Raw genomic sequence first — 21,876 nt, forward strand, 5'->3', positions numbered from 1 at the left:
AATTATTTGATTTTGTTCCAGTCCCGGACACCAACTTTTGCAGCCCATGCCAGGTATTTTTTTTCCATTTGTTTAACTTGTTCAGGATATTTCAGCGCCAGATCATGGGTTTCAGTCCGGTCTGTTTTCAGATTATATAATTCCCAGGGGGCATTCAGTTCAGCAACCAGCTTCCAATCCTTTTCCCTGATTGCCCTGCTCCCTTCATGTTCCCAGTAAAGTGCAGCTCTGCTATTGTTTGCCTTACCTTTAAAAACGGGCACCAGACTATACCCTTCTAGCTTTTTCAACTGGTTACCCTTAAATTTCTCGGGATATTTCAAACCCGAGACCTCCAGTAAAGTGGGTAATAAGTCAATAAAATGGGCTGGTCGGTTACTTCTTGATCCCGCCTTAATTACCCCTGGATAATAAGCGATAAATGGAGTTGAAATCCCTCCTTCATGCGTGTTTTTCTTAAATAGCCTGAAAGGGGTATTACTTGCATTTCCCCATGGGGCTTCATAGCTGTCTATAGAATTTACACTGCCGGGAACACCATTCTTCTGTGTCACGTAATCCCATTTTTTCACTTCATCGGCACTTCCGCCATTATCGGAGAGAAAAACAACCAGCGTATTTTTATCTCTTTTAATCTGCTTGATTTTATTCAGGATCTGGCCAATACCAGCATCCATCCGGTCAATCATAGCGGCATAAATTGCCATCCGGGTATCCCATAGTTCTTTCTCCTGCTCAGATAAAGTATCCCATGCCTTTACACTTTCAAAACGCGGGGATAAAGCCCACTCCTTTTTGATTATCCCCAGGGCCAGAAGCTTTTTATACCGCTGTTGCCTGAGGGCATCCCAGCCATTTAAATATTTGCCTTTATATCTTGCAATATCCTCAGGCAAAGCCTGAATAGGCCAGTGCGGTGCATTATAAGCTACATAGAGTAAAAATGGATTTGGCCGGTCTTTAACTTCATCCAGAGATTTTAAAGCAAAATTGGTAATTGCCTGTGTCAGGTATAAAGAGGTATCCTGCCTTTCCACCTCCTTGCCATTCAATAAGAAATTCACCGTCCTGCCGTCATTATATAAGGGTTTCGAATTAAAATAACTGCTTCCATTGTTTTGTAGTGTGAAAGATTTTTCAAAGCCCCTGTTTACAGCCCAGGCAGAAGGCACCAGTCCAATATGCCATTTACCGGAAACAATTGTGCTGTACCCCCCGGCTTTTAACAACTCACCAATTGTAGCACAATTGGAATTCAGGAATCCCTGATAAGCCTCAGAACCTTTATTCTGCACCATATCACCAACCCCGGCCTGATGCGGATAAAGCCCGGTCAGCAAGGCAGCCCGCGAAGGACAGCATCTGCCTGCATTATAAAACTGATTCATCAAAAGCCCTTGTTTCGCCAGTTTATCCAGAACTGGTGTATGAATTTCAGAGCCAAATGCACCGAGATCAGAAAACCCTAAATCATCGGCCAGGATCACAACAATATTTGGCCTGGACTTTTGAGCAGAAACATTCAAAGCCATCATGCAAAATATGATAAACAGGCTTAAGTGATTTTTCATAGTTATTTTGCTAGTCTTTAACATAACCTAATGCCCATTTTCCAAAGGAAAACCCGATTTAGCCAGGCTATCCAAACCACCAATATTATAGCCTCTTTTATAGCCGAAAGTTTGCAAGGTGTCTGTCGCCTTTCCGCTCCTGCTCCCAGATCTGCAATACAGATAAACACGCTTATTTTTATTCAGCTTACTGATTTCAGTCCCGAAGTCAGCAGATTTAATATCCATGTTTTTTGCATATTTCAAATGACTGCCTTTGTACTCCTCAGCGGTACGGACATCTACCAGGTAAGCATCTCCGCTTGCGATCTGAGCCAAAAGTTTTTGACTGAGCTGTGTGGTGACTACAATTTTATTAGGGCTTTTTTGTACATATCCCTGATGGCCTGTTTGTGCTGCAGCCCCCAGCACGGCCAGTAATAACAAGAAAAGCACAATTCTGAATAATTTCATTTCAATAATTTTAGGTGGTCAATAATTAGTTATAGCTGTTCTTTTACCAGCCAGGGTTTTGTATCAATTTGGCATTCAGATCAATTTCCTGCTGAGGGATCGGAAACAACAGGTGTTTAGGAACAGAAACATTAGTTTTACCTGCTTTTTTAAGTGCATCTTCCAGAATAATCTTTCCGGTTGCGTCCTTTTCTCTGATCAGATCAAACCAGCGCTGATTTTCCCAGACCAGTTCAAGCCTGCGGTCCAGGTAAAGTGAATCCCTGAATTGATTTTGACTTAAAGCATTGAAAGGTGTCAGGCCAGCACGTTCACGCACGCGGTTATAAGCGGCATAAGCTTTTGCTGAAGGCCCGCTAAGCTCGTTCTCCGCTTCTGCCAGGATTAGTAGTACCTCAGAAAATCTGATTACAGGTACATTAGCCGCCGACTCACTTAAATTAGCAACCTGTCCCGGGTCCCAGTATTTGTTCAGATAAGGAATAGAATCTCCGGGAATAGATTTATCTACTAAATCTCCATACCATTTACCATCAGAGCCTAAGAAACGGGTTACAAAAGTTCCGTTCTTTTTTCTGCGGTCATTTGCACTGTATAACTTATAAATACTAAAGTTTTTGTCCGTTCCCTGGGTATAAAACCTAACCTGATCAGCATAAGAACCAACCATACCCGGTACCCCGGAACGTGCGCCCCTTGGAGCCTGGTTATTGCCTTGTCCCAAAGAGTTCGATTTAAACTGGGCAGACAGAATATGTTCCTTTCCATTTTTAAAAGCAGGAAGAAATACCTGCGAATAATCGGTAAAAAGATCATATTTATAAGGGCTTGAACCTGCACTATAAGGATAAGGGCCTGTTACTTCTTCGGCCTTTGAAACCGCAAGGGCCCATTTCCCCTCGGTCAGATAGACTTTGGCAAGCAGCGATTTTGCCGCGCCTGCTGTCGCCCTGCCAAGATCTGCACCGCTATAAGAATCCGGCAGGGCCGATGCCGCATCAGACAAATCCTTTTCAATCTGTGTATATACTCCGGCAACAGGGGTTTGTTCAATCGCAAAATCAACGATCGTCACGCCTTCCTGATCATGTAAAATCAAAGGCACGGCGCCAAATAAACGCACGATATTGAAATAGTATAGCGCCCTGAGCAGTTTGGCTTCCCCGACCAGTCTTTTTTTAAGATCTTCTGTTAAAGCCGCATCTGTAATTCCCGGCACCCGGTCAATCGCAATATTTGCCTTCTTAATTCCTGCATAGTGCTGCTGCCATAACTGTAAAACCCTAAGCCCGGTAGAAGAATGGTTCAGCACAGCCTGAGAGCGCACATCGGCATTGGTCGCACCCGGCCCCGGATCAATATCATCGGACATAAAGTCCATACCTGTAGCAAATAGCGTATTGTAAGGGGTTTGAACGGAAGTCCCTCCGGAATTTAAAAGAAAATAAACAGCATTGACCGCATTAATCGCATCTGCTTTAGTTTTATAATAATCCTTTGCAGGAATAAAAGAATCAGGATTTTCTTTCAGTTTGGCACAGGAGCTGATTACGCCAAGGGTCAATGCCAGCAGAAAATATTTATAAGTCGTTTTCATCATTATATCAGATTAAAAGGAAAGTGTAGCACCACCCATGATGGTTTTACTATTCGGGTAAACACCATTATCCACGCCCGAATTGATCGCAGACTGCCCATTATAATTTGCCTCAGGATCATAACCTGTATAATTGGTCCAGGTCCATAAATTCTGTGCAGAGACATAAAACCTTATCGCTTTTATACCCGCTTTATTCAATAATTTATGGGGTAAAGTATAACCGAACGTTACATTTTTGAGGCGCAGGTACGAAGCATCTTCAATAAACCTGTCCGAAATGGTGACCGCCGGGTCGGTATAAGCGCTATGCACATCTGTATTGGTATGGGTAGCGGTATAACGGTCCAATAAATTGCGTGAAGCATTGGTATAGCCCGTCCCCAATTCTAAAGTACCCCTGTTCTGATTGTAGAGTTTATTACCATAAGAAGTCTGAAAAAACACTGATAAATCAAAATTTCTGAAACTAAAATTGTTTGTAATCCCTCCTGTAAATAAGGGCTGGTTAGAGATGATATACCTGTCCCCTGCCTGGGTAATCTTTCCGTCTCCATTTTTGTCCACATATTGCTGGCCGCCCGGTGCTTTATTTCCAGAAGGCGTCAACGCTAAGGCCGCAGGGGTTCCGGCAGGGATCAAACCATCAGTTTTGTAAACAATAAAAGACCCGATCGGGTAACCTACTGCTGCAATTGAAGGCAGAGAGCTATCCGGGATGAGCTGGCTGACATTGTCCAGGCTCAGCACCTTATTCCTGTTTAACGCAAAGATGATACTGGAAGACCATTTAAAATCGCCAACCAGATTTTTGGTATTGATCCCCAGTTCAAATCCTTTATTCTGCACTGCTCCGATATTCTGGTAAATCTGGCTTTGCAGTGTGTTGAAATCCAGCAAACCACTTGTAGCAGGTACGGTGATATTGTATAACAGATCGGTGGTTTTTTTATAGTAAACATCTGCAACAACGTTAATCCGGTTATTGAATAAAGCGAGGTCAATTCCCAAATTGTACTGCGCCGTTTTTTCCCAGGTAAGATTAGGGTTGGCATTGGTTCCCGGAGCATAGCCCGATGCATTGGTCCCGTTAAAATTATACCTGTAAAAAACCTCTCTGGAATAAGACTGATAAGGAGGGATTTCCTGATTACCGGTCAGACCTGCACTAAAGCGTACTTTTAAATTGGTGATTGCCGGGCTGTTCTTTAAAAACCCCTCTTCACTTACATTCCAGGCTATAGCTGCCGAAGGAAATGTCCCCCACTGATGACCTGGTGAAAAACGCGAAGAACCATCAGCTCTCAGAGTCAGGGTCAGGAGATATTTATTGCTGTAACCGTAATTTGCCCTGGCCAGAAATGATCTTAAAGCAGTCTGATAAGAAGTGGAAGATGGCGTTTGAGAGATAATCCCAGAAGAAAGATCATTGTAAGCCGTTTCATCTGTAGCAAAACCAGCGGCACCGGCAATAGCACCTTTAGTGACCGCAGACTCCTGGGTATATCCAACCAATACATTGATATTATGGTTATTGTTTAGCTGCCTGGTATAGTTCAGTGTGTTCTCGTTCAACCAGCGCGTGGTAAACAAGGTACCCACCTGAGCAAGCCCTGCTGTACCTGTACCTTCATAAACCGTAGATGGCAGATAGCGGTTTTGCTTATTATCTACAATGAGTACCCCCGCCGATACTTTGGCTTGTAAACCCTCAATGATCTTGTAATCTGCTGATGCATTTCCCAATACCAGGTTAGTGCGGGTTTCGTTCAGCTGGTTATACAGGGTATTGATCGGATTTCCATAAGTACCCTCAAAAGGACTTTTCAGATAGAAAGAACCATCCGGATTGTAAATCGGAATAGCAGGGGTCATCAGTAATAAATTGGGTACAACGGATTGCGGTGCAACCTGTGCTTTTGAACTGCTTCCGGCAATATAAGACACGATTTTTAAACGGTCATTATATTGATGTTCAACATTTAAACGGCCCGAATAACGTGTAAAATCAGTATTCTGTAATACACCGTCCTGCTTGAAATAATTACCCGAAAGCGCAAATTTGGTTTTCTCTGTACCTGTCAGAATGGATAAGTTATGGCTCTGAACAGCAGCATTCCGAAAAGCCGCCTCCTGCCAGTCTGTTCCTACCCCTAAAGCATCGAGCTGTGCCTGCGTATAATAAGGAGATTTCCCGGCATTGACCAGGGCGTCATTTCTCAGTTGCCCCCATTCGGTGGCATTCAGTAAAGGAATGGTTTTCACCACTTCCTGCGTACCATAATAACTGTCAAAATTGACCGAAGATTTCCCGGCAGTCCCTTTTTTAGTATTGATAATGATGACACCGTTTGCTCCCCTGGAACCATAAATAGCTGTAGAAGAAGCGTCTTTTAAAACGTCAATAGATTCTATATCCCCAGGATTTATTGCAGAGAGCAAATTGATTTTAGGCCCGCTGGTTACACCTGCATCTGCCAGTTTTTCATCATTATAGAAAGGAAAACCGTCAATGACATAAAGTGGCTGTGAACCCGCGGTAAGTGATGCAGTACCTCTCACCTGTACACTCACGCCACCACCCGGCTGACCGGTCGATTGCGTCACCTGAACGCCCGGGATTGATCCCTGAAGTAATCTTTCGGGAGAACTTACGGGTTGTCCTTTGACCTCTTCCAGTTTGATAGAAGCGACAGATCCCGTAATATCTTTACGCCGCTGTGTTCCATAACCCACTACCACTACATCATTCAGATTGTTGGTGGTTTCTTTGAGTAAGATCTCAACGGGGCTGCCGTCTACGCTTAATTCCAGTTTTTCGTAACCGATAAAACTGACTACCAGTGTATAGGGAAACTTCTGTCCTGTTTTGAAGTTGAATTTTCCTTTATCATCTGTGGCAACTTTATGCGTAGTCCCTTTGATCTGTACTAAAACGCCCGGTAAAGCTTCTTTTGTTTTTTCATCCAACACCCTGCCTGCAAGCGTTGAATTGATGAGCGGCTGATTTTCCTGCGCGGCAGTAGTTAAGGAAAAAGTAAACAAGAAAAACAGTAATATACTGAAAGACAGTGCAAAGGTATAAGTTTCTACTAGTTTTTGTAAGTTAAGAACAGCAGTATTTTTTGCTGCTGTATAGATTAAAGCCGGGACATAACTCTCCCCGGCTTTAGCAAAATTTTGCATATTTGATCGTTTTAAAAATGACAAGACATAAGCAGGTCCAACGCCAATTGATTCCTGAACTTATTTGAATTAATCTGTAGAAATAGCTAAATAATATTTTTGTGCGGTATAAATTAGAAATTGGTTCCTGCCTGAAGGGCTACTTCTTTCAAAATCAACAGTTCTTCCTCTTTCAGAGTCCGCTGTTCCTGCTCTTTTAAATTTTGCTTTTCTTCTTCTTCCAGAACCTGCTGTTCCTGTTCTGCTAAAATCTGCTGTTCCACTTTCTTTAAAATCCGCTCTTCTTGTTCCTCATCTTCGTGATCAATTGAAATATCGGGCTTAACCATCGGGCCATCGGCAGCCAGCTCACTTCCTGCAACATTAGATTTGAAAACAGGCCATAATAACTGTGCATACCAGGGATCTTCCTGGTAATGTGAAATGCCATAAACAGCAGGATATTGTCTGGAAATATGAGCGGTCCCGAAAATGATATCCCACAAAAAGAACATGTTTCCGAAATTGCCCTTATAATAACCTACCCCATCATCTGTGGTCGCTGCATGATGGGCATGGTGTGTTGCTGGTGTAGAAATTAAGCGTTCTAAAACCCAGGCAACCGGATGCAGTATTTTGTATTGATAAAAAGGCTTATCCCAGGGGATACTGGAATGCGCTAAGGTCGTGATCGTACTTTTTATAGCCCCTACTACGATTCTAGGTGCTCCCAGGCCAAGATAGACCAGAATAGTGGTAACGTAAGTCTGAGAAAAAAACAAGGTATAAATCGCATTTTGTCTGCTCGCCATAGCCATTCCCATATAAGGTGCAGAATGGTGCGTCCGGTGAAAACGCCATAACCATGGAATTTCATGGTGCAACCGATGATACCAATATTGGGTCAGATCATCTGCAATGGCGATAATCAGTACGCCCCAGCCAAAAGACACCCAGCTAAACTGATTGCTCAAAGCAGGAATGACAGCGGGTAAGAACTTAAGTCCGAAAAATGCAATAGCAGGTCTGATTACCAGTTTAGGTAAGACAAAACAAGCGATATCAACCATTTTTTCGTTCTTGTTCCAGCGTTTTTTATAGAGGCCGAAAGAAAACTCCAGTATCCCTAATACGAGTACCAGTACACTTAGTCCGTAACCATTCAGGTTATCGATGACTTCTTGAATAATTTTAATCATTGTTGATGGTTTTAGGTGGTTGATTATTTACTAATATGGCTGGTTTTAACAGCCTTTTTTAACCAGGGCCGCTGTCCTGTAAAATAAAAGGTGAAAAACATCAGTAAAATGGGCAGCGCATAGATAAACAGGCTAAGGAATACATTCTTAATGATCCTTTGCTTTACAGCTTCTTCGATTTTCATATTATTTACTTAAGATGAACGGTGGTAGATGGAGACAAAGGATTGTCTGATAAAACTGTTTGGATAAGCCATAGCCCTCCTAATAGAATGACGAGTGGAACAGTAGCTACTACGATTCCGACTACGATCTTCTTTCCGATTAATTGTAAGTCTGAAATAGTCATATGGTGAATTTTTAGGTGCGAAACAACTCATCTCTCTTTCTGTCCGATACGTAGAACCGCAGGATAAAGAGGGTATAAAAAGGGCATAGTAAACCCAAAAGAGTCCCGAAAGAGATTGCATGATGATTTATTCTTTAAATGACAAGATTGAACAGTACCAACGCCAATTGAACTCCTGTTCTTTTATTAAATAGGCTGATTCTTATAGAGAATCAGCGTGCTGTCCATCGGTAGAGGGAGAATTAGCTAACAACAACAACAGTATCCTGCATCATGAGAAAACATTAAGTTTTCATTGGCAGAATTCATTTTAAAACCGGTATGTAATTTTAATTTTAACATTGGTTATGTGCTGTTTTGTAGAGCGTTAGTACAAATATATAATATGAAAATCATAAATACAATTAAATCTATAAATTTAGTAGATTATATTCTAAATATTGCGAATTAGTATTCCTGATGCTATTTATTTATCTTTACCAAAGGTTTAAATGACAAGATTGAATCGGGTCCAACGCCAAATTTCACCTGGTTCAGTTATTAATCCGTGGGGGGCTGTCCGGAAGTTTATCAAACAATTGGTTTTGAACTTCCGAACAGCCCCCTGTTTATTAAATAATCTAGTCAGCAATATTCTGCACTCACCCGGACAGGAAATCAAAAGGAAGGCTATATAGCAGATTATTTATTCATCTAAACGGGATCAGCAAATATCAGCGGTATAAAGGGAAAAAACTCTTCGCAGAAACTACGCTTTCAGAGTTATCTGAGCTAATGAGGGCTCAGGATACTGGCTAATGGGCACCAGAATTCAAAAGATTTATTAATATATATTTATTCTCTTCCCATAAAGATAAGTTTATGGGAAGAGAATACTGATCGCACTGCAAGCTATTTGTTAAACTGTTTCAGTTCTCTTTTGTTCAGTTCTTTCCTGATAATGTCAGGGGTATCACCGGCAGTATAATCCTGGCCTTTAACCAATATTGCATTGTCAATACCAGCTGAATAGAAATGCGGGGTTATAAAACCATACATGCTTTTATGGTTTTCATTTCTTGCATTCTCAAAATCTTTGGAATTAAGATACATGAGAATAAAAGAGATATTAAAATTATCATTTCCATTGGTCTGACTATTTAAGCCTAAAGCTGTACCCGGAAAAACGGTTTGTCCTAATTTAACTGCAAAACTGCCCTTTTTAAAACCTGTATATCTGGCAAGTGTTCCATCGGGATGTTCAATGGTGATTTCATTAACTTTTGAGGTAAATTGTACTTCTCCAGGCCTTTCAGGATCATAACCATCTTTTAACTCCACAACCATACCCTTTCTGACAGCAGTAACAGTATCTTCATCTTTGGTATAAAAGCGATAAGATTTCCAATCCGCAGGAGCCGTCTTACCAAAATACTGAGTCATCACATAGTTACTTTCTTTTGCATTGACTTTAGTTCCTGTTTTATATGGAAGAAGGTAGACAAAATCAGCATCATATTTAGGGTTTAATTTCCCTCTGATGTAGTTTGATCTATAATTAAAACCAATATTTAATAGTTTATTTTCAGGTCTTAAGTTCATGAAACTTCCGGCTGTCCCTTTTAGTGTAAACTCACGTTCCATCGGCCCCGAACAATTGGTTAGTTCTGAGAATTTAATAATTATAGTATAACTGCCCGGATCATTTTTATCATAACTGAAATTGACAGACCGGTCATCATTAGTTCTTTGTGAAAACTTTATCTGGGCATCTTGCGCATTCACTTTAAATAAGCTTCCGCTTATGAACAGGAAAAATAGTATTGTTTTTAGTTTCATTGGTGATAAAAGGTTTAGGCTATTAAAATTGAATGTTTAAAATTTATTATCGGTCAAAAAATTCATTTATTTTTTTAAATGAATATGCCTCAAACTATGACTAAAGTTGGAGGCATATTCCTATTAAAAAACCGTTCGGTTTATACTATCTAAATTATTTCTGTTATTGTTGTGTAAGGAGGTTTATCTATGCATGCGGGACAAAATGATCCACTTTTACGGTCATCATTTCCAAATTCATTTGTCTTCCCTGCGGTATTAAATACAGCGACAATAACTTTTCCAAGTGACACTTTTTTCTCATTTGATTTTTCTTTCTTCATCATTATTTATATTAATCTATTTAAGCAAAGATTCTGTATTAAACCCCTCTGATTTATCAAATAAATTGGGAAGGAAATCAATTCTAATTAAACCTGCGAATAAACAGCAGGTAATAACAGAGTTGATGTAATTTTATTGACCAGCAGTGCATCGGCATACCCTGCTGCAGTACTTATCTTTTTCCATTGCGGATCATCGATAAAAGACTTCCAATGAGCATCTTTAGCCTCCAGGTTATCAAAAGTAACCATGTAGGTCAGGTTAGGCCTCAACGGCCCTATTACAGTTTCACCCCAGAATACAGGTTTAAAACCCAGACGTTTAAAAATATCAATCTCTCCCTGATCATTAAACATTTCGATTTTCTTTTTACCTGCAGCCTCACTGGCGCTTTGATATTGGCGGAGTTCAAAAATCCTGGACCTGCCGGCAGGAACTATCATTTTTGGAGCATATGCAAAGGCTTTCATCATAGAACTTTCTATCCTTTCATAAGCTGGCTCTGTTGCTGGTGCAGTCAGATAAGCGGCACCTTTTTGCTGATAGGCTTTATCATTATCCAATTGATTAAGTATCTCATTGAAATGGACAAGGTTCTGATAAGGAATCAATACAAATAACTTTGTTTGTCCCACAGGTTTTAACTCCGTAAAAACACCAACATGCCGGATACCTAAACGGTTAAATGCTGGTATAGCAGCTTTACTATAAAAATCTTCGACCAGCTTTTGCTGCATACTATTCTTTAAGGTATATACTCTTAATTCATAGAATTCAGCAGATTCGGCTTTAACCATCGCAAGATTCACAACCGGAGCAGCCATTACAGCCGTACCTGTCATTAAGGATGTTTTTACGAATGAACGTCTTTTCATACAAAGGATTAAATTAATTCGATTTCCGAAGGCGCAATTATAGACTTATCAAAATTAAGTTGTCGGATTATTACGTCAACTACGATATATCTTACACGAACATAAATATACTCTCTATTAAAACCGAATCCTAATTGACAGAGGAGATAAATCATTCTTTTGTAAACAATAATAAAAACAATAGGAAATACACTTGATAAGTAAATAAACATTTACTTACTTTGTATCCGTATTCAGAGATCATATAGAAAAAGATTACCATGAGACCAAAAAATTTAGAGAAAGAGGAAGCCATTCGTACCATCGCCCTGCAAATTATTGCAGAAGAAGGACTGGAAAACCTGAGTATGCAGAAACTGGCTAAAGCAGCTAATGTATCACCGCGTACAATCTATATCAAATACGAGAATAAAGAAGATCTTTTAATCAAGCTTTTTATCGAAGAGGTACTTGGGGCTTATGAAAAAGCTGTCCTGGAAAAATTTACTCCGGATATGGATTTTACTAAAGGGGTGAAAAAACTATGGCAGAACACATTTCAGTATCTAAAAAACAACAGGCATTCATTTGTATTACTTCAATATGGAAAATCTTCACCCCTGCTGAATAAAGCATTTCAGCAGGCTAATATACAGCAAGGTCATTTCTTTGCCCCTATTCACCAATTTTTAGAGCTTAACGCAGCAAAGGGTATTATAAAAATATTTCCACAGGATGTTTACAGGGCCTTGTTGTTTTCTCCGGTTCTTGATCTGGTCAAGGAGTATTTTGATTATCAGGAACGACCTAAACAGATCATTACAGAAAAAATAGTATCAGAATGCTGTGATGCAGTTATCAAAGGAATTCTTAAATAAATAGATAGACCATGAACACAATTATTAATAAAAATATAGCAATTATAGGTGGTGGCCCTGGTGGATTAACACTGGCAAGACTTTTACAAATGAACGGTGCAACTGTAAAAGTATATGAAAGAGATATACATAAAGATGCCAGAATGAAGGGTGCAACTTTAGACCTCCATGAAGAATCAGGGCTGAAAGCTTTAGAAGAAGCCGGATTAATGGAAGCTTTCAAAGCAAATTATCGTCCGGGAGCGGATAAATTACGGATCACGGATAAAAAAGCGAATATCCTTTTTGAAGATAACGGACAGGAAAGTTCGCGTCCTGAGATTGACCGCGGACCACTGCAAAACATCTTATTAGATTCTTTACAGCCGGATACTGTGGTGTGGGACAGTCATTTTGTATCGCTAACCCCGCAAAATGATTCCTGGAAAATAGAGTTTAAAAATGGGAATACTTCCATTGCAGACATCGTGATCGGTGCAGATGGCGCGAACTCAAAAATACGTCCATACATTACGCCTATTAAGCCTTTTTATTCGGGTGTAACGGCAATTGAAGGTGCGGTGTATAATTCTGAAAACACTATTCCAAAGATACACCAGCTCATCAATGGTGGAAAAGTATTCGCCATGGATGATTCAAAAACTTTAATCGCAGGCTCAAAGGGAGATGGAAGTATTATATTTTATCCTGGATTTAACACAAATGAAGACTGGAGCCGCACAGCCGGAATAGATTTTTCAGATAAAAAACAAGTACTGGCCTGGTTCAAAGAAGAATATTCAGGCTGGGACAGTATATGGGATGAATTATTTGAAAACGCAGCGGCTCAGTTCGTTCCCCGCCCTCAATATTGTATGCCTTTGGATCAAAACTGGGAGACCTTATCAAATCTTACCTTGCTGGGCGATGCAGCACACCTGATGCCGCCTTATGCTGGTGAAGGTGTCAATATGGCTATGCTGGACGCGCTTGAATTAAGCCAATGTCTGCTGAGTAACGATTTCAAGGATACGCATGCTGCGCTGGCAGCTTATGAAAAACAAATGCTGATCAGGGCTGCTGACGTTGCAAACCAAACAATGGAATCAACGGCAGCATTACATTCTCCAAATGCGGTTTCTTTTATGCTTGATATTATGGGATAAGCTAAATCCAGCTTAATTGCAGACCTACTTATAACCCGGCAGATTTATATTCGCTTAACTCTTCTGCCGGGCTATAGTAGATCTGCTTTAGCTTAACACGCACATTGGATCTCTTCTCCCCCGGTTTTATCACTGCCTTCAGTCGCATAACCATCAAACTTCCACCAGACTATCCCTCCTATTAATTCTTTGACCTTAAAACCAAGTTCAGCCATATTCAGGGCCCCTTTGGTAGAAGCATTACATCCAATACCGTCACAATAGGTTACGTATAAAGCATTTTTATCCAAATGCATCGTAGAGCCTGGGTTCATATCCCGGTGTGGCAGATTTACAGCCCCCGGAATGTGTTCCTTTTGATAAGCAAAACCTTTGCGGGCATCAATGACTATAATATTATCTTTTGATGTTATCGCATCAAAAAGATCTGAAGGGTCCATTTCAAAAGATAGTTTGTCCTGGAAGTGCTGTGTAGCTGTTTTCATTCTGATTATCAATAATTGTGAATGTCAAAAGTAAAAGCAGAACCAGCCATATGCTAATGAATTTTGCAGCAAGCCGTCATGCAGATTATTCATGCCTGAATGGGTATATTAATAACTATTTTCGTGTATGGAGTTAAGACACCTGAATTTAATTAAGACTATTGCAGAAGAAAAAGGGATTACCAAATCACTTGGGAAATTATTTTTGACACAATCTGCCGTCAGTCATCAATTAAAAGATATAGAAGAACGCATTGGGGCAAAAATCTTTTACCGGACAAAAAATCAGTGGCTGCTTACAGATGAAGGCAAAATATTATATGATAGTGCAGTCATTATTCTCAAAGAATTAAACAGCGCTATGGTTAAAGTAAATGAACTCAGGGAAGGATATATGGGCTGTTTACGTATTGCCACAGAATGTTATACCAGTTATCACTGGCTGCCTTCTTTCTTATCAAAGATGAATATTTTATATCCTGATCTGGAAGTAAAGATTATCATAGAAGCCACGCATAAACCTCTGGAAAAGTTATTGAGTAATGAACTTGATGTAGCCATTACCTCCGATCCGGCAACAGATAAAAGTATCCGCTATATCGAACTTTTTAAAGACGAGGTCATAGCCATAGTCCAGAAAGACAATATCCTTGCCCGTAAAAAGTATCTGAATGCCCCTGATTTTTCTGATCAGACTTTAATCATTCATTCTTATCCAATGGAAACGGTTACAGTGTATCAGCATTTCTTAAAAGGCCATCAAACACAACCTAAACAGGTAATTGCAATTCCTCTTACTGAAGTTGCGCTTGAAATGGTCAAAACCGGAATGGGAATCATGACTTTACCATTATGGTCATTAAAACCATTTGTTAATTCACCTGAGCTGCTGCAGATTAAAATTGGTCAGAAAGGCCTTATCAGAACACATTATGCAGCTATCAGACACGAGGATTCCAGTAAAAAGTATATCCTTGATTTTATTGAAAACCTAAAAGAAGAACTCAGCAACCGATGAACAACTTTATAATCCGTACAATTAAAGAGAATGAACTGGATGACCTGATCCGGTTAATAGAAGAACATACTGCCTATGAAAAAGCTGCATATGATAGCACAGGTAAAAAAGAAAGATTACATGTCCAGTTATTTCAGTCCAAAAGTCAGCTGAAATGCTGGGTAGTGGAAATTGACGGTAAGCTCAAAGGGTTTTGCACTTATACGATAGATTATTCGACCTGGGATGCCGCTAATTTTCTTTATATGGATTGTTTGTATTTATGTGAAGACACCCGTGGAATGGGCATAGGCTCTGAAATCATTAGAAAACTCAAAGAAATAGCCCAGGAAAATGACTGTGTCAATTTACAATGGCAAACCCCTGTATTTAATCAGCCTGCAATAGATTTCTATAAAAAAAATGGAGCTGCAAGCAAGGACAAAGTAAGGTTCACACTTACTATCAAAGCTTAAAAGCCGAAAAGTATCCCTCTTTAAGATTCTTCTGTAAAAAAACCTATAGTGCTCTTATTATTTGCCTGTTATTTTAAATAAGCAGAGATAAAAGGAGTATAAGAGGATTGATAATTTCATTTTTGTATTTTCGTTATTAACAATAATAAGAATTAATAGCATATTTACGCCCCCAAACATTCGTAAATCTGTTATTATACTGTTAATTATTATTATAAAATGTAAAAAAAACCATATTAGATGATTGAAGCAACTCTTAAAGACAAGTCTCTCGTGATTGATATTTTATCAAATTCTTTTGACAGCAATAAAAGTGTCAATTATATTATTAAACAAGATAGCCAGCGTGTTAACAGAATTAAAGCACTTATGTCATATTCATTTGATAGTTGCTTTATGTTTGGTAAAGTCTATCTTTCGGACAATAGAAAAGCTTGTGCGCTGATACTTTTTCCTGATCAGAAGAAATTTTCCTTAAGAGCAATATGGCTGGATCTTTCACTTGTTTTTAAAGCAATAGGCATCAATAGAGCAGGCAAAGCTATGAGCCGTGAAAGTCAGATCAAAAGCAATTACCCTAAACAATCATTTTATTACTTATGGTTTTTAGGGGTCCTTGATTCAGAACAGCATAAAGGAACCGGAACCAGCTTATTAGAAGAACTTATTCTGGATAGCCAGAAACAAAACAGGGAAATTTACCTGGAAACCTCAACCACTAAAAATATACCGTGGTATAGCAAGTTTAATTTTAAAATCTACAAAGAAATTGATTTTGGTTATAAATTATATATGCTTAAACGGGATATAACACATTTACCTTATGAAAGTCTTCCATACAGATATGGAACTAATCACACTGATCTTCCTGATTAGTGAAACGATTATGTTTCTTTACCAGTTACTCTTTTACCTTCAAAAACCCAATGACAAAAAATTAAAATACTACCTTATATTTCTTTTCCTGTTTGTTATTTATAACCTGTTCGGCGGACTATATCCAGACCCAAATCAGAATGTTCCTATTGTACTCCAGAACATTTTAGCCTATGGGAGCGGATTCGGCCTGGCTTGTTATTTCCCTTACTATTTTTATAAAGCCTATGATTTAAAATCATTGAAATTCCATGCGCATTATGGAGTTGTCCTGTTTTTAATTGCGCCCTTTCTGCTTTTTTTAGTTGTAGAATACAGTATTTACAAAAATATTGATGTAGCCCTTGGCCATGCACTGGTTCTCCCTTTCATTTATGCGATTATAGCTATGATCGCAATATTCAGGGCAATCAGATTCAAATACAAAGATGATGATACCAATAAAACAGAAATGCTTTTGACTTTTGTTTCTATTCTCCCCTGGATATCTATGCCTTTATTGAGCTATTTAAAAGTTGAGCAAACCAGCGAAGTCCTGATTATGAATGGTGGTTTTCTGATTACCTCTATCCTTTTCTTCTGGCAACAGGTGAAAGAATCCAGAGAAAACAATAAACATCTGAGCCATTTACTATCACCAGAAAATCAGGCGCAGCAAAAAGCACCAGAAATAATATTTATTCAGAATTGTGAATATTATAAGCTTACTAAACGGGAAATAGACGTTGCGATTTTAATTAGTAAAGGCCTGAAATACAAAGACATTGCAGACAAGTTATTTATTTCCGAAAGAACAGTTACCAAACATGTTCAGAACATATTTTTAAAAGCCTCAGTGACTAATAGATATGAGTTATCAAAAGCACTGGAAGCAGATAAAAAAAATCCTTAAGTATTGTTAGCCTGATAATTTTTCGATGTTCATGCTTCTTTGATCATTTTTCAATGTTCCTGTTTCTTTGATCATTTTTCAATGATCATTTTCCAGTGATCATTTTCCAGTGATCATTTTACGGTGCTCCTTCCCCCATTTGATCATTTCCATAATGATTGGCCCGAAAGATTTACAATAATCGGTTGATTCATAAAGTACCTGCACAGCAGCATCTTTATCGGCAGTCCTTTTAATCAGATGATTCATTTCCATATCTTTCAGTTCCCTGGATAACATCCGTGTAGTTATCCCTGGTATACTCCGTTCAATTTCCCTGAAACGGTTATTCCCATTACAAATTGAATTGATAATAGGAAGTTTCCATTTACCACCCAATACGTAAATCGTGTCTTGAAGTGCCCTTACTTCTTCCTGCTGATTTCTTTCCATGCTGACCGGATATTTATTTTGGTATACTCTGTTATACTGGTTACAAAGTTATACCATTTTGGATTTAATTTTGTTCAGAATTAAAAAAAACAGAAATGAAACAGACAATTTTTATAACAGGAACGAGTTCGGGTTTAGGAAAAGCGAGTGCGAAATATTTTGCCGATCAGGGTTGGAATGTTGCTGCAACCATGCGTACACCGGAAAAAGAAACTGAATTAAATAATTACCCTAATATTAAGGTTTTCAAACTTGACGTTACCAATCTTGAACAGGTAAAATCGGCTACAGAACAAGCAATAGCCACTTTTGGCAAAATTGATGTGGTATTAAACAATGCCGGGATGGGTACTTATGGGGCATTAGAATTCGCAAAAGAGGAAGATATCGATTGGCAGTTTGCTGTCAATACAAGAGGACCTATCAATATTATCCGCGCATTTTTACCACATTTCCGCAGCAATAATGGAGGGATGTTTATCAATGTCAGCTCATTTATGGGATTGACTACTGCTGTACCGCTGGGTTCATTATATAACATGTCCAAATTTGCTTTGGAAGGCTTGATAGAGGGACTGTATTACGAACTCAAACCGCTTCATATCGAATTGCGGTTAATTGAGCAGGGCGGTTCTACTGACAATAATTTTAAAGAAAACATGACCTGGAATGTTAACCCCGAGATTACCGATTATGATGAGCTGACGGAAAAAATTAAACAATTAATGAATAATCATGATCCTGCGCTGAGAGATGATACTATGGATATTGTGAAGGTAATTGCCGGGCTTGCCAATAGAGAAAGTAACCAGTTCAGAACAGTCATTGGAAATGTGGGGAATGAATTAATAGCATTAAGAAATTCAGTGCCCATAGAAGAGTACCTGGAAAAAATTGCGGCAAACTACAATTAACACCTATTTATCTATAGTCATTGGTGATGAATACCTATTCAATTCTTAATGATCACTTGTTCCGTTTTCATAAACGGTAAAAGCTGCTATACCATAACCCCGCAAAAACCCTTTAATCCAAAGGATTTTTGCGGGGTTAATTATTTTACCTCCTCAGCAGATAAAAATATTATTCATATAGATACCATCTTAATTTTGTTTTTATATATTTGCGGATATGATTTTGTAACACCGAACATCAAATAGCCCTCTTTCTGACGGCATATATATCTTTCCCTGGTTTTCTACGGGGAGATGTTCTTCTGTATAGCTTATAAAAAGATTTCATCCGTTATTCAAATTGAATAGCAAACCATGCAATCCTGTTATTTTTTTATAGCTTTCTTTTACACATCATTCTTTGCTTTCACAGCATCACAATAAGACATATCACCGCATCACGATAAGACATATCACTGTTATCAGGGCTTAAAATATTTAGAATAAGAAATTGAATATATAAAAGCAACAAGAACTTGAAAATCTTAGCAGAAGCCTTAAACAGTCCTCCTGCCGGGAAAAGCAAATACAACAATGGTAAGCACAGAAAGACTAGTTATCAAACCTTTAAATCTTAGTCAACTTAAAAAATATACTTTAGCAAACGGATCTTTAGAAGAAGAACTGAACATTAATTATATCACAAGAGCTGTCTCTCCCGGGCTTAAAGCCGCTCTTGAATATACGATCATCCCAAATATGGCAGATATGAACCATGATTATCTTTTTTATACGTTATGGGCAATCATATCAAAAGATACAAATCATCTTATTGGTGATCTTTGTTTTATTGGGGAACCTAATGAGGAAGGGGCAATAGAAATTGGGTACGGTATTTATGAAATGTTCAGGAACAAAGGATATATGAGAGAGGCTATAAGTGGTATGATCTGCTGGGCAGGGAAACAGGAGAAGGTAAAATCCATTATTGCACATACAATGAAAAGTAATCATGAATCCTATGCGCTCCTGATCAAAAACAATTTCCGAAAAATTGATGAAATGGAATTCCTCTACAAATGGCAGGTTAATCTGAGCTCTCCCCCTTAAGGACAGCGCTCAAATCCGTATTACTTTTTACCCTTAACCCAGTCTTTTATCTTTTTAAACAGATCTTTTTTTAATGGTTTAGGTTTTCCATCATGCGTGATCCCATTCTCAAAATTATAAATCAGTTTTTCTGTATAAGCGGCTAAATGCGGCGCAGATTTAAGCTCTTCCAAAAACGGCGCTGCATTGTGGTTCAGCGTTGCATTCATAGAAATGCTCTGATATTCACTTCTGACAATGTCAGGGGCATTTTTATTGATTGCCGGATTTCCGTTTTCAGCAAAATAATCTAAGTGAAAAATCTCCGGATTCAATTCTTTCAGCCTTTTAGTACCTTTTCTCTCATTTCTCCAGGGATGCTCATTAGGCTTTAATTGTTGTTTAAAAAAAGCTTTATTCCATAAGGATACCTGGTGGGACATCAGGAAATTGCTTTCTTTATTATCCAGAACAGACACATTAAATCCTTTGATAAAAAGTGGTGTACTGTTGGTTTTAAAAACTTCGGATGAGTTGAGTTTAACCAGGTTCCACTGATTGGCTAAAGTCTGCTTAAAAAGCTCAGTAAACACTTCTTTATCAACAGGTTTATTCAACCACATGTCTTCCTGAAAATAAAGGATATAATCTTCCTCTATCTGATCAAAAAGAGTAGAAAGACGATTGCTCCACTCCCCTTTTCCTGATTTTATATTTTTAAAGTTTGCCAGACCGGCTGAAACTTCTTCGGTAGCGAAATAATAATTTACAGGAATATCAAAATCCCAGTTCTTTGAAAAAAAATATTCAAAACCCTTAAAAAGCAATTCGTATCTATCACAAGCATGTACAATTAATGCTATATTATTCTTTTTCATCTTCAAAATTAAACATATTCCTGTTACCGGAGATATAGTTTCTTAATAACCTCCATATCCAGCATGCTTTTTCGGGGTAAAACAATTGACCAGGCATGATTAGCTGAAATCCATGATAATGCTTTGTATTGCGGGAAATTTACAAAATTGCAAATCACAATACCGTCCTTTTGTTCTGCACTTTCAATTTCATATAAATGAAAAGGCGTCATCAGCCCGGTTTTTAATACTTTGGACAAAGCTTCTTTCATAGTCCATAATAAGGTCAGGCTTTGAGTTGCATCACTATGGACTAAATGCAGCTTTTCCAGCTCACCAGGAGTCAAAACCTCTTTAATGGTTTCACTTTGCTGATTATCTACAGTTTCTGCGTCTACCCCCATAGGGTGGCCTTCCGGAAAAACTATAGCTACCCCCATTTCATGGGTATGCGCAATGCTGACTTGTATATTCCCGCCGCCGGCCAGATATAATACAGGCTGTTGAAATATTCCTGAGCTTATTTTTGCATCAGTGAGCTTTATATTATTCATCAAAGCACCCAGAGCTTTTTTAGCGGCATACCTTCCCAATAAATAACTCTGCTGCACTTTAGGCATTTTTAGTTTATCAAAGGAAACCAGTTCATCGGCATGCAGAAAGGAATGACGCATTTCTATCAATACAGCAAGGGGCTCGTTTACTACCGCAATAGCGGCAGGAAACAGCCCCCCGGCTCTTTGTAACTCAAATTTCTCAACAGCAATATGATCTGGCATATAAATATCAATTGGTATATCTCCTCAGAAAAAAACATATCCTGACGATGCCAGTCAATATATAAACAAGAACCCTGAATTCAAAAAATAATAAAGATCTTATTGAAATTCAATAACGAAATCTGCTAATGGCGTACGTACTTTTTTTAGTTTAACCAACCAGTCTTCATCTTCCTTTCTGTATCCCAGAGGCAATAGCGTTACGCTGCGCAACCCGTATTCTTTAAGGTTCAGCATTTCATCAAGCTGTGCCGGATCAAAACCTTCCATTGGTGTTGCATCCACTCCTAATAAAGCGGCTTCCGTTAAGGCTACACCTAAGCTGATATAAGATTGTTTGGCAGCATGAGTAAATTGCTCTTCTTCTGTCATCGAAGGAAAGTGTCCCAGTGCCATATTTAAATAGTCCTGGTTAGCATCTGCCGGTAATTCACGCTCCAGATTGGTCTGTGCAAATACATGACGGACCCTTTCTTCGCTATAAACATTCCATGCTGCAAATATCAGCAGGTGTGAGCAATCAGTTATCTGAGATTGATTATAACCTATCGCCCTTATTTTCTCTTTTAATTCCGGATTGGTTACCACGATAATTTTTACAGGCTGTAATCCCATTGATGAAGGCGCAAGCTGTGCTGCTGCAATAATCTGATCTACTTTCTCCTGCTGAACTTTTTTGGTAACGTCCATTTTCTTTGTGGCATATCGCCAGTTTAATGCTGCTATTGAGCTCATATTTTCTCTTTA

Annotated in this window: 23 protein-coding genes; 8 read left to right on the top strand and 15 right to left on the bottom strand. The window is 38.8% G+C overall.

Annotation, left to right across the window (positions count from 1 at the left end; all coding sequences use genetic code 11):
- Positions 1–2: 2 nt before the first annotated feature.
- The 10 genes from HDE68_RS15375 to HDE68_RS15420 all read right to left on the bottom strand — a co-directional run bounded on the left by HDE68_RS15375 (position 3) and on the right by HDE68_RS15420 (position 11,351).
- Positions 3–1,571, bottom strand: coding sequence for an arylsulfatase (locus HDE68_RS15375; RefSeq protein ID WP_183883095.1), 1,569 nt, complete (start codon positions 1,569–1,571; stop codon positions 3–5).
- A gap of 27 nt (positions 1,572–1,598) precedes the next feature.
- The gene (locus tag HDE68_RS15380) at positions 1,599–2,024 is read right to left on the bottom strand and encodes a rhodanese-like domain-containing protein (protein WP_183883096.1); all 426 of its coding nucleotides are present in this window, start codon (positions 2,022–2,024) and stop codon (positions 1,599–1,601) included.
- A 43-nt stretch (positions 2,025–2,067) separates the two neighbouring features.
- The gene (locus HDE68_RS15385; protein ID WP_260171777.1) at positions 2,068–3,624 is read right to left on the bottom strand and encodes a RagB/SusD family nutrient uptake outer membrane protein; all 1,557 of its coding nucleotides are present in this window, start codon (positions 3,622–3,624) and stop codon (positions 2,068–2,070) included.
- 9 nt (positions 3,625–3,633) lie between these two features.
- A complete protein-coding gene (locus tag HDE68_RS15390) occupies positions 3,634–6,807 on the bottom strand; it encodes a SusC/RagA family TonB-linked outer membrane protein (RefSeq protein WP_183883097.1) in 3,174 nt (1,057 codons plus the stop codon).
- 113 nt (positions 6,808–6,920) lie between these two features.
- Positions 6,921–7,985 carry a sterol desaturase family protein gene (locus tag HDE68_RS15395; RefSeq protein WP_260171778.1) on the bottom strand — a complete coding sequence of 355 codons (1,065 nt, stop codon included), beginning with the start codon at positions 7,983–7,985 and terminating at the stop codon, positions 6,921–6,923.
- Between the two features lie 23 nt (positions 7,986–8,008).
- On the bottom strand, positions 8,009–8,170 hold the full coding sequence (locus HDE68_RS15400; RefSeq protein WP_183883098.1) for a hypothetical protein: 162 nt from the start codon (positions 8,168–8,170) through the stop codon (positions 8,009–8,011).
- 5 nt (positions 8,171–8,175) lie between these two features.
- Positions 8,176–8,334: a hypothetical protein gene (locus HDE68_RS15405; protein ID WP_183883099.1), complete on the bottom strand. Its 159-nt coding sequence runs from the start codon at positions 8,332–8,334 to the stop codon at positions 8,176–8,178.
- Between the two features lie 891 nt (positions 8,335–9,225).
- Complete coding sequence (locus tag HDE68_RS15410) at positions 9,226–10,152, bottom strand: hypothetical protein (RefSeq protein ID WP_183883100.1); 927 nt, start codon at positions 10,150–10,152, stop codon at positions 9,226–9,228.
- Between the two features lie 149 nt (positions 10,153–10,301).
- Positions 10,302–10,478 (bottom strand): hypothetical protein, encoded by a 177-nt coding sequence (locus HDE68_RS15415; protein ID WP_183883101.1) that lies wholly within the window; start codon positions 10,476–10,478, stop codon positions 10,302–10,304.
- 84 nt (positions 10,479–10,562) lie between these two features.
- A complete protein-coding gene (locus tag HDE68_RS15420; RefSeq protein ID WP_183883102.1) occupies positions 10,563–11,351 on the bottom strand; it encodes an NIPSNAP family protein in 789 nt (262 codons plus the stop codon).
- 260 nt (positions 11,352–11,611) lie between these two features.
- Here HDE68_RS15420 and HDE68_RS15425 point away from each other — a divergent pair, with 260 nt between their 5' ends.
- Both HDE68_RS15425 and HDE68_RS15430 read left to right on the top strand, forming a co-directional pair.
- Entirely contained in the window at positions 11,612–12,208 is a 597-nt protein-coding gene (locus HDE68_RS15425; protein WP_183883103.1) for a TetR/AcrR family transcriptional regulator, read from the top strand.
- An 11-nt stretch (positions 12,209–12,219) separates the two neighbouring features.
- Positions 12,220–13,353, top strand: a complete 1,134-nt coding sequence (locus tag HDE68_RS15430; protein ID WP_183883104.1) for an FAD-dependent oxidoreductase — start codon at positions 12,220–12,222, stop codon at positions 13,351–13,353.
- A 92-nt stretch (positions 13,354–13,445) separates the two neighbouring features.
- Here the strand turns inward: HDE68_RS15430 and HDE68_RS15435 are convergent, their stop codons facing one another.
- Positions 13,446–13,838: a rhodanese-like domain-containing protein gene (locus HDE68_RS15435; protein ID WP_183883105.1), complete on the bottom strand. Its 393-nt coding sequence runs from the start codon at positions 13,836–13,838 to the stop codon at positions 13,446–13,448.
- Positions 13,839–13,965: 127 nt separating this feature from the next.
- Between HDE68_RS15435 and HDE68_RS15440 the strand changes: the two genes are divergently transcribed.
- The 4 genes from HDE68_RS15440 (at position 13,966) to HDE68_RS15455 (ending at position 17,079) form a co-directional block, all read left to right on the top strand.
- Positions 13,966–14,856 carry a LysR family transcriptional regulator gene (locus HDE68_RS15440; protein WP_183883106.1) on the top strand — a complete coding sequence of 297 codons (891 nt, stop codon included), beginning with the start codon at positions 13,966–13,968 and terminating at the stop codon, positions 14,854–14,856.
- Positions 14,853–15,311: a GNAT family N-acetyltransferase gene (locus HDE68_RS15445; protein WP_183883107.1), complete on the top strand. Its 459-nt coding sequence runs from the start codon at positions 14,853–14,855 to the stop codon at positions 15,309–15,311. The genes HDE68_RS15440 and HDE68_RS15445 overlap by 4 nt, the downstream gene beginning before the upstream one ends.
- A 240-nt stretch (positions 15,312–15,551) precedes the next feature.
- Positions 15,552–16,187, top strand: coding sequence for a GNAT family N-acetyltransferase (locus HDE68_RS15450; protein ID WP_183883108.1), 636 nt, complete (start codon positions 15,552–15,554; stop codon positions 16,185–16,187).
- On the top strand, positions 16,135–17,079 hold the full coding sequence (locus tag HDE68_RS15455; RefSeq protein ID WP_183883109.1) for a response regulator transcription factor: 945 nt from the start codon (positions 16,135–16,137) through the stop codon (positions 17,077–17,079). The genes HDE68_RS15450 and HDE68_RS15455 overlap by 53 nt, the downstream gene beginning before the upstream one ends.
- A 99-nt stretch (positions 17,080–17,178) precedes the next feature.
- On the opposite strand, the gene HDE68_RS15460 is transcribed toward HDE68_RS15455, so the two are convergent.
- Positions 17,179–17,511 (bottom strand): winged helix-turn-helix transcriptional regulator, encoded by a 333-nt coding sequence (locus HDE68_RS15460; protein WP_183883110.1) that lies wholly within the window; start codon positions 17,509–17,511, stop codon positions 17,179–17,181.
- A 95-nt stretch (positions 17,512–17,606) separates the two neighbouring features.
- On the opposite strand from HDE68_RS15460, the gene HDE68_RS15465 reads away from it, so the two are divergent.
- Positions 17,607–18,425: an SDR family oxidoreductase gene (locus HDE68_RS15465; RefSeq protein ID WP_183883111.1), complete on the top strand. Its 819-nt coding sequence runs from the start codon at positions 17,607–17,609 to the stop codon at positions 18,423–18,425.
- 573 nt (positions 18,426–18,998) lie between these two features.
- Positions 18,999–19,514 carry a GNAT family N-acetyltransferase gene (locus HDE68_RS15470; protein WP_183883112.1) on the top strand — a complete coding sequence of 172 codons (516 nt, stop codon included), beginning with the start codon at positions 18,999–19,001 and terminating at the stop codon, positions 19,512–19,514.
- 20 nt (positions 19,515–19,534) lie between these two features.
- On the opposite strand, the gene HDE68_RS15475 is transcribed toward HDE68_RS15470, so the two are convergent.
- The 3 genes from HDE68_RS15475 to HDE68_RS15485 all read right to left on the bottom strand — a co-directional run bounded on the left by HDE68_RS15475 (position 19,535) and on the right by HDE68_RS15485 (position 21,864).
- A complete protein-coding gene (locus HDE68_RS15475; protein WP_183883113.1) occupies positions 19,535–20,371 on the bottom strand; it encodes a hypothetical protein in 837 nt (278 codons plus the stop codon).
- A 23-nt stretch (positions 20,372–20,394) separates the two neighbouring features.
- Positions 20,395–21,129: a 4'-phosphopantetheinyl transferase family protein gene (locus tag HDE68_RS15480; RefSeq protein ID WP_183883114.1), complete on the bottom strand. Its 735-nt coding sequence runs from the start codon at positions 21,127–21,129 to the stop codon at positions 20,395–20,397.
- Positions 21,130–21,228: 99 nt separating this feature from the next.
- Positions 21,229–21,864: an NAD(P)H-dependent oxidoreductase gene (locus HDE68_RS15485; RefSeq protein WP_183883115.1), complete on the bottom strand. Its 636-nt coding sequence runs from the start codon at positions 21,862–21,864 to the stop codon at positions 21,229–21,231.
- Positions 21,865–21,876: the final 12 nt, after the last annotated feature.

The sequence above is a fragment of the Pedobacter cryoconitis genome (assembly GCF_014200605.1).
Taxonomy (GTDB): Bacteria; Bacteroidota; Bacteroidia; order Sphingobacteriales; family Sphingobacteriaceae; genus Pedobacter; species Pedobacter cryoconitis_B.